Genomic DNA, 13,143 nt, shown 5'->3' with positions numbered 1-13,143 from the left:
TAGCCGCTGTGTCCGCGGCCTGTTGTGCCGCTTCAAGTTTAATCTGTTCCGCAAACGTGGCTGCGTCACGAGCGCAGGCATGGCCGTCTATATGATCCTCCTTTCGATGTTGCCCGTCGCGCTCGCGGCCATCAACCGGCGCCCGAGCCGCCGGCCCGCCGTTGTCGAATGAGTCCGCGAAGCGACGACTACGGATAAGTGCAACAATCAAAAACCGTCTGCGCCTTTTGAAACGGACCCCGTGACATGGAGGCGAACATGCTTGAGATCGCAAGGGAACGGATCGTTGAAACGGTGCGCGACATCCTCGGCGCCAGGCTGGCCCCCTCTGCAGTGCCTGCGCTCGTGAGCGCCGCGCTCGCCGTCGGTTCGGCGCACGCCCAGCCGCCGTCGTTCGACACTTTCGCGGTCCCAACCGGCAGCGCACCACATGACGTCGCGCCGGCGCCCGACGGCACCGTGTGGTACACCGCGCAGGCGCAAGGCATGGTCGGGCGGCTGGACCCGCAGAGCAGCAAGATCGACAGGATTCCGCTTGGGGACGGGTCGGCGCCGCACGGCGTGATCGTCGGTCCCGATCACGCGGCATGGATCACAGACGGCGGCCTGAACGCGATTGTGCGCGTCGATCCGAAGACGCTTGCCGTCACGCGTTTTCCGCTGCCGAAGGAGCGGCCGGACGCCAATCTGAACACCGCGGTCTTCGACAAGCAAGGGCATCTGTGGTTTACCGGCCAAAGCGGCATATATGGCGAGCTCGATCCGAAGCGCGCCAGCATGCGCGTCTTCGATGCGCCGCACGGGCGCGGACCCTACGGCATCTGTGTGACCCCAGACGGCAGCCTGTATTTCGCGTCACTGGCGGGAAGTTATCTCGGCCACATTGATCCCGTGAGCGGCGCAGCACAGGTCATCGAACCGCCCACCCCGAATCAGGGCGCGCGCCGCGTATGGTCCGATTCGAAGGGGCGCGTCTGGGTCAGCGAGTGGAATGCAGGAAAAGTCGGCGTATTCGATCCGGCGACGCGCCGATGGCGCGAATGGCGGCTGCCCGGCGACGATCCGCATGCTTACGCGATATTCGTAGACGAAGAGGACATCGTCTGGCTCACTGAGTGGAGCGCCAATGCACTCGTGCGCTTCGACCCGCGCAGCGAGCGGTTCGACGTGTTTGCACTGCCGCGCCCACACGCAAACGTGCGTCAGATGATGGGCCGTCCAGGGCAAGTCTGGCTGTCCGGATCCGGCATCGATCACCTGCTGCGTTACCGGTCCCGCGCAGTGAATGCGAACGGGGATTGACGAGCGAAGGCGCGTCTTGGGCCCGCTTCACCCGAGCTCGAACGAGGTCACGCCGAACACACGGTCGATCGGAATCGTGGGGGGCTTCTGCGTGTACATCCGTGCGGTTTCAAAGACGCTTGCCATGCCATGTCTTTTCGCTAGCGCGATGGCTGCGGCGTTGGGCTCCGGTACATCGAGGGTGATGATTTCGCCCGGTACGCGCGCGACCAGCGCATCAAACAGATCGCTGGCAATCCGGTCAGTATCGGCGAAGAGCGGTCCGATCTTGCATCCTGCCCTGCAATGGCGCAGCACGCCGTACCCGGCGACACGACCGTCGCGGACCGCCACCAGCGCCACGGCGCCCGGTTGTCCGATCCAGCCGGCGAGGAAGCGTGCGCGCGCAGCCGGAAAGCACTGGCGGTCGTAGTCGACCAGTTGCTCGAACGGCAGATCCGATGCATCCGAAACGGTTGAGCAGGCCGCACCTTGCGCGACACCCTGAAAGCGGATGTTGCGATAGGCAAGCTGAAAGCCGGACTTCCTGTAGTTCGCCTGCTGGGCGGCGACGCCGTCAAGACCCGCGTTGTGGTTTCGCAGATAGTCCATGCCGCGCTGCCAGATGCGCAGGCCGAAGCCTCTGCCGCGAAACGCCGGTTTCACGATATACAAACCGATAAAGCCGAAACTGTCGTCGTAGGCGACGGCGGACAGGCACGCGACCGGCTCGCCCCGCCACTCACCGATGAAAAAACCGTCCGGGTCGGCTGCCCAAAAGCACTGCGCGTCATGCAGACCAGGGTTCCATCCCTCCGATGCAGCCCACTCAACCGACAAATCAACCTCGCCGGCCAGCATGTTCCGCACGATAAAGTCGCTGCGCTCATCCATGTTTTGCCCCCTTCTGTACGTCCCAAGGACTACGGCTTGCGCGATAACGTGCCCCTTCATCGCCTTTCCCCAAACGACCCGAACGGCCCGCGCAGGAACCGGTCAAACGATCATGCGGTTTTTCGTGGAGGGGAAAGTGAAACATCCTGCAAAGCATATCGTGCTGATTGCGGTAACTGTTTGCAGCACTGCCTGCCTGGCCGCGCAGCCCGACTACGCGTACGAGACAACCGTACGTCTGCCCGATGGTAAAACGGCGCGGTGTGCCGTGAATGAGCCTGCGGATGCCGCGGGCGTCCCACGCACCACGCTTGCCCTCAGCGATCAGCGCAAGGCTGAGGTGCTAGCCACGCAGCGCCTGCGCCTGTTGAGCGGACCCAAATCGGAATACCCGTCACCCTATACGGCGCCCGTCGTGAGGTGCGAGCTTGTCGACTGAACATCGATCGAACCCCATCCGTACCTGCGCGTCCGTTTTCGATAATTCAACACGCCAGCCTTCTACCCGACTTCACCCGCTTCGCTCCGAAGATCGTCTGCGATGAAGTCGACGAACGCGCGAATCCGGTTGGACATCTGGTGCCGCGGCGAATAGACAGCGAAGATATCGGCGTTCGGCGTTTCATGCTCGGGCAGCACCAGGACTAGTGAACCGTCGGCGAGATACTGTTTGATGTCCCACTCGGCCCGCATCAGGATGCCATGTCCTTCGCGCGCCCACTTCACCGCAATTTCACCATCATTCGTCGTCAGCGAGCCTTTGATACGCACGGCCTCCGTTTTGCGCGACGCGCCCCTGCCCGACGTCAGACGCCACACGCCATAGGCTTCGTCGCCCTGACGGATGCCGATGCAGTTGTGCCGCATCAGGTCATGCGCGGTCATCGGCATTCCGCGTGCCGCAATGTACGAAGGCGCGGCACACAGCAACCGGCGATTAGCCGCCAGACGCCGCGCCACAATCCGCGTATCGGGTGGTTCGCCGAACCGGATACAGACGTCGAACGTGTCGTCCGTCAGCGGCGGAGGCGTGACCGATAGCTGAAGCTGAACCGATACCTGCGGATACCTCGCGACAAAGCGCGAGATTGCAGGCGCGACATGGCTGCGCCCGAAGCCGAGCGTCGCGTTCACCCGCAGCAATCCCTTCGGACTCTGCTTCGCCGTGCCCAGCAACTCGGCCAGCTCGTCAATCTCGTCGAGGATCCGGCGCGCGTGCTCGAGGTACAGCTCACCCTCCGGCGTAAGCATCATCCGACGCGTCGTGCGGTTGATCAGCGCCACGCCCGCCCGGCTCTCCATCTGCGTCAGGTGCTTGCTGACGGCCGCTGCCGTCAGCCCCAGTTCGCGTGCCGCCGCGCTCAGGCTGCCGGACGCGGCAAGGGTGGAGAAAAAGCTCAGATCGGACGGCTGGACGGTGTCGCGCATGACTTTCACTTGTGAATTCAAGTTAAAGATGCCTTGAGTTTAGCACCGGTTTTTGCGTCCAGATGTCGGTAAAGTTCAGTCAGACGTACAACACGTGAAAGGACGGAGACATGAACATCTATCGCATCGCAACCATCCCCGGCGACGGCATCGGCAAGGAAGTCGTACCTGCCGGTGCGCAGGTCCTCGAAGCACTCGCAAAGACCACGAAGTCGTTCGCATTCGAATTCGAAAACTTCGACTGGGGCGGCGACTACTACCGCAAGCATGGCGTCATGATGCCGTCGGACGGGCTCGACTCAATCCGTAACAAGGACGCGATCCTGTTCGGCTCGGCGGGCGACCCGGACATTCCTGATCACATTACGCTGTGGGGCCTTCGCCTCAAGATCTGCCAGGGCTTTGACCAGTACGCAAACGTCCGCCCCACCCGCATCCTGCCGGGCATCGATGCGCCGCTCAAGCGCTGCAGGCCGGAAGACCTGAACTGGGTCATCGTCCGGGAAAACTCGGAAGGTGAATATTCCGGCGTGGGCGGCCGTGTTCACCAGGGCCATCCGATCGAAGCCGCGACGGACGTGTCGATTCTGACCCGTGCCGGCGTCGAACGGATCATGCGTTTCGCGTTCCGCCTCGCGCAATCCCGTCCGCGCAAGTTGCTGACGGTCATTACGAAGAGCAACGCGCAGCGTCACGCGATGGTGATGTGGGACGAGATTGCGCTTGAAGTCTCGAAGGAATTTCCGGACGTCAAATGGGACAAGGAACTGGTGGATGCGTCGACCGCGCGCATGATCAACCGCCCCGCGACGCTCGACACGATCGTCGCCACTAACCTGCACGCCGACATCCTCAGTGACCTCGCCGCCGCACTCGCCGGCAGCCTGGGTATCGCGCCAACGGGCAACATCGATCCGGAGCACCGCTTTCCGTCGATGTTCGAGCCGATCCACGGTTCCGCGTTCGACATCATGGGCAAGGGTCTCGCCAATCCGGTCGGCACCTTCTGGTCGGTCGTCATGCTGCTCGAACACCTGGGCGAGTTCGACGCCGCGAAGCGCGTCATGCAGGCAGTCGAAGCTGTCACTGCGGACAAGTCGCTGCATACGGGCGACCTCGGCGGCACGGCAACGACCGCGCAGGTGACGGCAGCCGTTTGCGCGTTCATCGAGCGCGCTGCAGTGCCCACAGCCAACGCGGCTTAAGCGCTATCAGCGGCACCGCTCGCGCCTGGATTGCACGGGCTGCCATCCGGCGGCCGTGGCGCGGCGCGGCAAATATGAGGCAGGAGACAAGATGTTCATTTCCAGAAAGGAACCGCACTCCATTTCTGAATAGAGCACTGCTCAAGCCTCCAAGGAGGAGACAATGATTTCCGAACTCGAAAGCCGGGTTTCCCGCAAGCTCATGCTGCGGATCATCCCGTTTGTGATGCTGCTGTATTTCGTGAGTTTTCTCGACCGCGTCAACGTGGGCTTCGCCGCGCTGTCGATGAACAAGGCCATCGGCCTTTCGCCGACAGCATTCGGCCTCGGCGGCGGACTGTTCTTCATCGGCTACTTTCTGTTCGAAGTGCCGTCGAACCTGATCCTTCATAAGGTCGGTGCGCGTCGCTGGATTGCTCGCGTGATGGTGTCGTGGGGGATCGTGTCGCTGGCGTCCGCGTTTGTCGTCGGCCCGAACAGCTTCTACGCGCTGCGCTTCATCCTGGGCGTCGCCGAAGCGGGCTTCTTTCCTGGCATCATCCTGTACCTGAGCCTGTGGTTCCCATCGCGTCAGCGCGCGGTGGCTGCTGCGTGGTTCATGGCTGCCGCGCCGATCTCTACCGCGATAGGCTCGCCGCTGTCCGGCGCGATCATGAAGCTTCCTCCGGTCGCTGGTCTGGCCGACTGGCAAATGCTTTACATCCTCGAAGCGGTTCCCGCAATCATTCTCGGCTTTGTGGTGCTGAAGTACATGACGGACGCGCCGTCGAAAGCGCACTGGCTTCAGCCGGAAGAGCGTGAATGGCTGATCGCGAAGCTCAAGCTCGAAGCGGATGCCAGACAGTCGCAGGCGGGTCACACTGCGGGTGCACTCAGCGCGTTGTGCGACCCGCGCGTGCTTGCGCTGGCGCTGATCTACTTCGGCACGTCAGCCGGGCTGTACACGCTCGGTCTGTGGGCACCGCTGATCATTCACCAGTATGGGTTCGGCTCGTTCGAAACAGGCCTTCTTGCAGGCATACCGAGCATCCTCGCCGTGATCGCGATGATCCTGTGGGCGAAGCATTCGGACCGCACCGAAGAGCGCACATGGCACGTTGTCATTCCGTGTGTGGTTGCCTGTCTGGGGTTCGTCTTTGCCGGTAACGCCACCACGGCGTTGATGATTGTCCTGGCGCTCGTGATCGTGAACATTGGGATCAGCGCGGCCAAGGCGCCATTGTGGGCAATGCCGAGCATGTTCCTGTCAGGTGCCGGTGCGGCCGCGGGGATCGCGATGATCAATTCGATCGGCAATCTGGGCGGCTTCGTCGGTCCGTTCGCGATCGGCTGGCTCAAGAACGTGACGGGCGGATACTCGGCAGGGTTGTACGTGGTCGGCGCAACGTTGGCCGTATCGGCGGTGGTTACGTTGATGCTGAGCCGGCAGTCAAAGCAGGCGCCGGTTGCGGTCGGGGAGCGACACGGCCACTGAGCAGGGAGGTTCGTGGCTCGACGACACTGGGTGCGTGCACAGCAAGAGTGGTAAATGGAACACCGCAAGCGGTTACCGCGATAAACCCGCGTTAATACACTGCATTATTACGGCGAGCCGCACGATGTCTGGCATGCTCAAAGCGTCTTTGCGAGGCGGTCGCGATCCAGAGCCGCCCACAAGTTTGGCCGGCAACGGCTTAGCGATGGAAATGACTGAACTCCGCTAGAACCGGCTTTATCCGGTAGAAAGGATTGTAGCCTCCCTTCATGCAACACTCGGGCGGACGAAACGTCAGGCAGTAGAACAGCGCCAGCGCAAGCAACGGTATCGTATGCCGGGCCGACACTGTGCTGATTGCCGGTACCAGCGTATCCGTAAAGTAATCGCGCGTAACCTCGAGACTCGTGCGCCAACGCCGCGGCATGAAGCGGAGCAGTCGCGGTGGTTTGATAGAGCCCGTGCTGTCGGCGAACGACAGGAACAGATACGAAATGGCAACCGACGATAGCCAGCGAGCCCAGTCCGCGCCTAGCGCGTACATCGGCAGCGATGCCAGGAACAGGAACCATAGCTGTGAAAGATGTTGGCGCAGCCGTTCGGTCGCCAGGTTGTCCGCCTCGCCGCGTGCGCGGCGCAGTGACGTGACGAGCACGAGCACGGCGCCGACACCCACCGCTGCGAATCCCCAGATCCAGAATAGCGACGACATCACGATGTCCGCGACGACGATCAGATTCTTGACGAATGACCACCCGATGGCGGCGATGCCGCCGGTCGGCGTATCCGGCGCAGAGGGCGAAATTAGCATCCGGTCGGCTCCGCTCAACGAAGTCCAGAGCTGCTGGGCAACAGCCTCATTGCCACGGAATACGGCGCAGACCACCATCATCCCAAGCGATATGACAACCGCCGCGCCGGGCAACCAGCCGAACACGCGCCGTTGCGGCTGGAGAGCCGCGATCTGACGCGCGAGCAGCCAACTGGCCGGAAAGGATATGAACAAATATACCTCCTGGAACAGCGGAAACACGACAATCTGCGCCAGCAGCAATACGAAGAAAATCCACGAAAAAAGGCTTCGTTTTGCGTCGGTCGTCGCGTTCACAATCATCTGGTACAAGATGCAACTGATACCCAGCGCAACATGAAACACGATTTCCTTGCGATAGAAAATCTCGTTGCCAGCCGCCATCTGCACGGGGCCGTTCGGCAGCAACATTGCGAGAATGACTGCCCACGGCGTGCTTCGTGATGAATGGCACAACACCCACCAGAACAACAGGCAAAACGCCGCGAACACGACGAACACCAGCAGGTTAACGACGGGTAGCGCGGGCACCGACCGTGAAAGTTCGATCAGCGCTCCGCTCAGGCCGCGCCGAACAAACCCGGCATCGTAATTGATCAGCCACTCCGAGTAGGCCCACGCGTTCCACGCCAGTTGCCGCGGACTGAGCAGCGTAACCTGCGCGACCAGCCCGATCGAAGCGAGGATCAGCAAGAACGGGACGTGGCGCAGCAAACGCGCAGCGAAACTGCCGCTGTCCTTCTCCCGCTTGACCTTCGAACCCACGATCACCTCGGCCCAGGAAATGCGCGCGAAGATCTCATCATCGCCCAAGTGTTGACCCGCGCCCGATGCTCAACGGGTGCTCCTATCTGAGTACTCTGGGCAGCTGGATTATTCGGCAAGTGAGGACAAGGCCGACTTGGGTGGCAGCTGGTTGCGCCAGCTCTTTTTTTGCAAGTCGCCGTCGCGGCTGATGGGATGCGGACCTTACGTCCAGAATACATGATCCTGAGACTACGCCTGCACGCGTAAGACGTATCGTGCGGTTCCGAACATTTCTCCCGGACGGTCGTGAGATTGCGCAGTCGAGCGCTGGCCGGCCGCCTGTCCCTCTCAATGGGTTGGTGGTTTTGAACGAATTTTGAACACCTCAGACGACACTGGTTGAAAGATGCTTGTCCGCAGCTGGCCCGGTTGCAGGCGCTGGCAAAGGGTCCCGCGCTCTCAGGCGGGTCGGGTTCACTCCGATCGAACATTGCCACGACGAGCATCTCCATCGGCAACGTGACACGGGCCCGCCATCGCGGCAAACACCTCGCCCTTATTCCTGAAGTGAGCGGGCGGGCCCATCCATGCGAGCTAACCGCTTACATCGGCGGAGCGACTCCATCCTTTTCGACCACCACGCGCTGAGCGACAAAAGCATTCTGCGATGCGGCCGTCGCAACCACGAACACCTTCTTGCCCGGAGTCAGGTCGCTGCGTGCGGCCGGCGTGAAAGTCACGATGGGTACGTTGGGCGGGACGATCACCTCATCGCCGCCGCCTTTGTACGACAGCTTCAGGTTCCGGCCGCTGGTACCCTGAACAACCGTGTCGACGTTCGCGTTCGTCATCGTGCTGTTCGGACCGAGGTCCCAGGCGTAGTGGCCTTCACCCGTGCCGCGCGCGGATTCCGGGAAGACGACGACTTCGGTAGCCGTCAACTTTCCGTCAGTGCCGGTCGTTGTGGCCGTGCCGACGAACGAGCCCGGCTTGATGTCCGAAAGCTGCATGGCCTTGACCGCCGAAACGGCAATGGTCGGTTTAAGCTCGATCGAGACAGTGTCACCGCTACGGCGATGCACCTTCAGGACGTCGCCGTCGAGCGAGACGATATCGCCACGAATGCGCGACGGTTTGACTGCCGGCGTCTGAGCGAGCGCGACACCGGCAAAAGCCAGCGCGGACAGGGTGACGCCAAGTTTCAAGCGGATAGACATAGATGCTCCGTAAAGGACCGTTGAGTTGAGAATGGACTAACGCACATCAGGAACCGCCGAACCAGTTGTAGCCCTGGTTCTCCCAGTAACCGCCGGGATATTCGTTCGTCACACTGATCGCGACGATATGCTTCGGATTCTTGTAGCCGAGCTTGGTCGGCATACGCAGCTTCATCGGAAAGCCGTACTTCGGCGGCAACACCTGACCGTCGTATGTAAGTGTGAGCAGGGTCTGTGCATGCAACGCAGTCGGCATGTCGATGCTGGTCCAGTAATTGTCCGCACAGTGCAGCGACACGTACTTCGCCGTGATGTCCGCGCCCGTGCGCTTCAGGAAATCGGAGAAACGCACGCCGCCCCATCGGCCGATGGCACTCCATCCTTCGATGCAGATATGACGCGTGATCTGGCTTTCCTGTGGCAACGCGCGCAGTTCGTCGAGCGTCCAGACGCGCTTACCGTTCGCGAGGCCACCCACCTGGAGCCGGTACGCAGCGGCGTCGACTTCGGGCACATCGTCGATGCCGTAGAACGCATTGAACGGAAACGGCCGTGTGATCATCGACGCCGGATAAGTCGGGGCCATCTCGTTCGGATTGAACAGCAGTGCCTGCACGTCGTCGTTGAAGAGCGACATTCTGCGCAGCATGGTGTTCACCGATTTGTCATTGGACAAATCGCAGCCTGACAGCATCGCAATGCCGCCGAGCGTGAGAACTCGCTTGCCGAGCAGCCGGCGTGCCGGATTTTTCAGTTCGTTGCGCGCATCCTTGATGATGGATTCAGCTTGATATGAAAGAAACGTATCGGGTTTCTGAGCCCTTTTTCGAAAAGTCATGGTTACCGTCCACGAATCATCAGAAGCAGCGAGCGCGGCACCAGTGCGACCATGACGACGTGCACGACGAAGAACGCAACCAGCACGCTCATTGCAACAAAATGCACGACGCGCGCATTGTCGTATCCGCCCATCAGCGTGCGCAGCAGCGGGATCTGCACCGACTTCCATACCGCCAGTCCCGACATGATCACGAGCGCGATATCGACGATGACGACGAGATAGGCGAATTTCTGTACCGCGTTGTAGCGTGCGAGGTCCTCATGCCCGAGCGTGCCACGCAGCGCGGCGACGAGATCGGTTGCAAGTGACCTGAAGCTGATCGGCAGCAGTTTTCGGCGCAGACGTCCCGAAGCGATATTTAGCCCGACGTAGATGAGGAAATTCGCGACCAGCATCCACATGATCGCGAAATGCCATTGCAGGGCCCCGCCGAGCCAGCCACCCAATGTGATAGCCGAAGGAAACTGTAAGGCTGGAAAGATCGGCGAGGCGTCGTAGATCTGCCAGCCGCTTGTCACCATCAGTACGACAGCGAACGCGTTAATCCAGTGTGCGATGCGCACCCAGGCGGGTTGAATCGTTGTGTGACTCATAGCGATCTCGTGATTGGCGGGTTGGGCCTCGTAAATCGAACGCCTGGCCGGCAGCGACCAGGCAGTGTTACCGAGGGTAAACCTCGCCGGTGCGCAACTATTCCATTGCGCGAGAAATAATTTTCCTGACGAACGACCAACGTTTCGAATGCGTGTGCGTTGCGAGCGTGAAAATTTCACCAGATTCCCGGCAGCGCTTTCGCCGATGAAGGGTTCGTATTAGGCTAGAGAATGGGTCAAACCGGTCGGCTGATAGCGAACATTGACGAAGTCACTTTCGCCAGTGGTCAGTGCCCCTTCACTGGCGCCCTGACGACCGCAAAGGAACGAGGTCCGATATGCAATTGTCCGCCGTAGAAATCGTCAAGCCCGAAACGACCAACTTCATTCTCGGGCAAACACACTTCATCAAATCCGTCGAGGATATTCACGAGGCGTTAGTCGGCACCGTTCCGGGCATCAAGTTCGGCCTGGCCTTTTGCGAGGCTTCGGGCAAGCGCCTGGTGCGCCGGTCCGGCACCGATGCGGACCTGATCGACATGGCGTGCCGGAACGCCATGAGCATTGCCGCGGGCCACAGCTTCTTCATCTTCCTCGGCGATGGTTACTTTCCTGTCAACGTTCTCAACGCTATCAAAGCGGTGCCCGAGGTGTGCCGGATTTTCTGCGCAACGGCGAATCCCACTCAGGTTCTGGTCGCCGAGACGGAACAGGGCCATGGCATCCTCGGCGTCATTGACGGATTCTCGCCGCTCGCCGTCGAAGGCGAAGAAGACGTGCAATGGCGTAAGGATCTGTTGCGCGCGATCGGTTACAAAGCGTAGGCGCAGGCACATTCCCGAACACCATGCGCCGCGCCTTTTGTCACCCCTACCCGCTCCCCAGGAGAACCCTCAAGCGCGGGTAGGTGTGATCGCGGTACGCGGCCGCAGCGTCGCCATGATCAGGTACATGCCGCCACCAATCACCACGCCGAAGAACCAGCCATAGGTATTCCACCAAAGCGGCAGCACGTTGGTGAAGTTAGGCAGGAAGGTTGAAAACACGCTGCCGAGCGCCGCTGCGGTCAGCGCGTTGACGTTCCAGCCGCCCTCGTAGCGGTACTCGCCGTGCTCCTCGTAGAGCGCCGCGACGTTGATGTTGCCCTTGGCCACCAGATAGTAGTCCACCAGGATGACCCCCAGCAGCGGGCCCATCGTCGCGCCGATGGCGTTGACGAAGTGCGCGGCGTTACCTTCCCACGGCGCGAACGGGTAGAGCACCAGCGCGATAGCCGCGGCGATGTAGCCGCCCTTCTTGAAGCTGATCAGCTTGGGGAACACGTTGGAGATGTCGAACGAGGCCGAGACGAAATTGGCCACCACGTTAATGCCCAGCGTGGCGACTGCGAAGGTCAGCGCCGCGATGAGTGCCAGCACCCAGCTATCGAACTTGGCCGAGATCTGTTCGGGGTGGAGCAGCACTTCGCCGTACACCTTGAAGGCGGCGATGGTGGTGACGCCGGCGACCAGCGAGAACGCGATCAGGTTGACCGGCAGGCCCCACAGATTTCCTTTCTTCACTGCGTCGCGGTTTTTCGCATAGCGCGAGAAGTCGCAAAAGTTCAGGTATAGCGCCGCGAAGTAGGTGATCCAGGTCGCGCCCACTGCCATCAGCGCCCAGAACGAGCCTGGCTCGCCGCTGACGCCGGCGTCCCTGGTCTTCTCGAGCAGCACGTTCATCGGAATGCCATGGGTGAACGAGAAGCCGCCGGCCTTGACGCACAGGCCGATCGCCAGGATCAGCATCGCAACCCACACCGCCGGACCGGCCCAGTCCTGGAATCTGCGCACCGTCTCCATGCCCTTCTGGATGATGAGCAGCTGCAGCGCCCAGATGATCACGTAGCAGATCACCTCCAGTCCCGAGTGGCCGAGGAAGTGCGTGCTCTTGTAGAACGCCATCAGGCTGTCGCTGCGGATCAGCAACGCGACCACCGCGCCCGAAGCCGCTGCCGTCTGCGCGCCGTACCAGAAGCAGGCCACCACGGCGCGCACCAGCGCCGCCAGGTTGGCGCCCCACACGCCGAAGGAGGCGCGCGCCAGCACCGGGTAAGGCACGCCGGTTTTCTCGCCGGCGTAGCCGATCAGGTTCATCAGCGCGAAGATCACCAGCGAGCCGAGCCCGATCGCGAGCACAAAGTTGATAAAGCTGCCGCACAGCAGGAACAGGCTGGCGGCGAGGTAGTAGCCCCAGAGGCTGTGCACGTCCGAGGTCCAGACGTTGAAGATGCTGAAGGCACCCCAGTTGCGCCGCCTGGCGGGCGCGAGATCTTCGTTGTAGAGGCCGGGGGAAGGATCGCGGATTTCCATTTGTCATCTCCTTTGCGCTCGTGGAACTGAGGAAACACCGCCGGAGACTCCCTGGAGATGCCCCCGCGTCTGAAGCTGGTTGGTATGTAAAAGAACTGTATGTGCTTTGCCACATCGTTTCGAATGGGTTAACCCTGATCGAGATGCGTTCTGGCGCATGCCAACCGCCCATGCCCACGCCTCCGCCAACATGGGCGCGGCAGGTTGCGTTACCCCTCGTCGCCGTCGCGTTCATCCTCTTGCCGCGATTCTGCGGAAGTTGCATCAACCGGCGATAGCATCCTGGCTTTCCAGAAGATAA

General features: G+C 61.3%; 12 protein-coding genes. 5 read left to right on the top strand and 7 right to left on the bottom strand.

Going from position 1 to position 13,143, the window contains the following annotated elements:
- The first annotated feature begins 258 nt into the window (after positions 1-258).
- On the top strand, positions 259-1,302 hold the full coding sequence (locus P3T16_RS16455; RefSeq protein ID WP_429343074.1) for a virginiamycin B lyase family protein: 1,044 nt from the start codon (positions 259-261) through the stop codon (positions 1,300-1,302).
- A gap of 27 nt (positions 1,303-1,329) precedes the next feature.
- Here P3T16_RS16455 and P3T16_RS16450 read toward each other — a convergent pair whose 3' ends face one another.
- Positions 1,330-2,175, bottom strand: a complete 846-nt coding sequence (locus P3T16_RS16450) for a GNAT family N-acetyltransferase (RefSeq protein WP_429343073.1) — start codon at positions 2,173-2,175, stop codon at positions 1,330-1,332.
- A gap of 136 nt (positions 2,176-2,311) precedes the next feature.
- On the opposite strand from P3T16_RS16450, the gene P3T16_RS16445 reads away from it, so the two are divergent.
- Complete coding sequence (locus tag P3T16_RS16445; protein ID WP_429343072.1) at positions 2,312-2,614, top strand: hypothetical protein; 303 nt, start codon at positions 2,312-2,314, stop codon at positions 2,612-2,614.
- A 62-nt stretch (positions 2,615-2,676) separates the two neighbouring features.
- Here P3T16_RS16445 and P3T16_RS16440 read toward each other — a convergent pair whose 3' ends face one another.
- Positions 2,677-3,603 carry a LysR substrate-binding domain-containing protein gene (locus tag P3T16_RS16440; protein ID WP_429343071.1) on the bottom strand — a complete coding sequence of 309 codons (927 nt, stop codon included), beginning with the start codon at positions 3,601-3,603 and terminating at the stop codon, positions 2,677-2,679.
- 110 nt (positions 3,604-3,713) lie between these two features.
- On the opposite strand from P3T16_RS16440, the gene P3T16_RS16435 reads away from it, so the two are divergent.
- Together P3T16_RS16435 and P3T16_RS16430 are read left to right on the top strand one after the other, a co-directional pair.
- Entirely contained in the window at positions 3,714-4,808 is a 1,095-nt protein-coding gene (locus tag P3T16_RS16435) for a tartrate dehydrogenase (protein ID WP_429343070.1), read from the top strand.
- A 163-nt stretch (positions 4,809-4,971) separates the two neighbouring features.
- Complete coding sequence (locus tag P3T16_RS16430) at positions 4,972-6,282, top strand: MFS transporter (protein ID WP_429343069.1); 1,311 nt, start codon at positions 4,972-4,974, stop codon at positions 6,280-6,282.
- Positions 6,283-6,481: 199 nt separating this feature from the next.
- On the opposite strand, the gene P3T16_RS16425 is transcribed toward P3T16_RS16430, so the two are convergent.
- The 4 genes from P3T16_RS16425 to P3T16_RS16410 all read right to left on the bottom strand — a co-directional run bounded on the left by P3T16_RS16425 (position 6,482) and on the right by P3T16_RS16410 (position 10,491).
- Positions 6,482-7,906, bottom strand: coding sequence for a hypothetical protein (locus P3T16_RS16425; protein WP_429343068.1), 1,425 nt, complete (start codon positions 7,904-7,906; stop codon positions 6,482-6,484).
- A gap of 536 nt (positions 7,907-8,442) precedes the next feature.
- Entirely contained in the window at positions 8,443-9,057 is a 615-nt protein-coding gene (locus tag P3T16_RS16420; RefSeq protein WP_429343067.1) for a hypothetical protein, read from the bottom strand.
- A 46-nt stretch (positions 9,058-9,103) separates the two neighbouring features.
- On the bottom strand, positions 9,104-9,895 hold the full coding sequence (locus P3T16_RS16415) for a molybdopterin-dependent oxidoreductase (RefSeq protein WP_429343066.1): 792 nt from the start codon (positions 9,893-9,895) through the stop codon (positions 9,104-9,106).
- Positions 9,896-9,897: 2 nt separating this feature from the next.
- The gene (locus P3T16_RS16410; protein ID WP_429343065.1) at positions 9,898-10,491 is read right to left on the bottom strand and encodes a cytochrome b/b6 domain-containing protein; all 594 of its coding nucleotides are present in this window, start codon (positions 10,489-10,491) and stop codon (positions 9,898-9,900) included.
- A gap of 338 nt (positions 10,492-10,829) precedes the next feature.
- Here P3T16_RS16410 and P3T16_RS16405 point away from each other — a divergent pair, with 338 nt between their 5' ends.
- Positions 10,830-11,315, top strand: a complete 486-nt coding sequence (locus P3T16_RS16405) for an adenosine-specific kinase (RefSeq protein ID WP_429343064.1) — start codon at positions 10,830-10,832, stop codon at positions 11,313-11,315.
- A 69-nt stretch (positions 11,316-11,384) separates the two neighbouring features.
- Here P3T16_RS16405 and P3T16_RS16400 read toward each other — a convergent pair whose 3' ends face one another.
- Positions 11,385-12,842: an NCS1 family nucleobase:cation symporter-1 gene (locus P3T16_RS16400; protein WP_429343063.1), complete on the bottom strand. Its 1,458-nt coding sequence runs from the start codon at positions 12,840-12,842 to the stop codon at positions 11,385-11,387.
- Positions 12,843-13,143 lie beyond the last annotated feature (301 nt).

The sequence above is a fragment of the Paraburkholderia sp. GAS42 genome (assembly GCF_050436565.1).
Classification (GTDB): domain Bacteria; phylum Pseudomonadota; class Gammaproteobacteria; order Burkholderiales; family Burkholderiaceae; genus Paraburkholderia.
This window is presented reverse-complemented; position numbering and strand designations above follow the sequence as displayed.

Bases quoted from the DNA above. Each gene is read 5' to 3' on its own strand.
- P3T16_RS16450 (WP_429343073.1), bottom strand. From the start codon at position 2,175: ATGGATGAGCGCAGCGACTTTATCGTGCGGAACATGCTGGCCGGCGAG.
- P3T16_RS16415 (WP_429343066.1), bottom strand. From the start codon at position 9,895: ATGACTTTTCGAAAAAGGGCTCAGAAACCCGATACGTTTCTTTCATAT.
- P3T16_RS16440 (WP_429343071.1), bottom strand. From the start codon at position 3,603: ATGCGCGACACCGTCCAGCCGTCCGATCTGAGCTTTTTCTCCACCCTT.
- P3T16_RS16455 (WP_429343074.1), top strand. From the start codon at position 259: ATGCTTGAGATCGCAAGGGAACGGATCGTTGAAACGGTGCGCGACATC.
- P3T16_RS16430 (WP_429343069.1), top strand. From the start codon at position 4,972: ATGATTTCCGAACTCGAAAGCCGGGTTTCCCGCAAGCTCATGCTGCGG.
- P3T16_RS16400 (WP_429343063.1), bottom strand. From the start codon at position 12,842: ATGGAAATCCGCGATCCTTCCCCCGGCCTCTACAACGAAGATCTCGCG.
- P3T16_RS16410 (WP_429343065.1), bottom strand. From the start codon at position 10,491: ATGAGTCACACAACGATTCAACCCGCCTGGGTGCGCATCGCACACTGG.
- P3T16_RS16405 (WP_429343064.1), top strand. From the start codon at position 10,830: ATGCAATTGTCCGCCGTAGAAATCGTCAAGCCCGAAACGACCAACTTC.
- P3T16_RS16435 (WP_429343070.1), top strand. From the start codon at position 3,714: ATGAACATCTATCGCATCGCAACCATCCCCGGCGACGGCATCGGCAAG.
- P3T16_RS16420 (WP_429343067.1), bottom strand. From the start codon at position 9,057: ATGTCTATCCGCTTGAAACTTGGCGTCACCCTGTCCGCGCTGGCTTTT.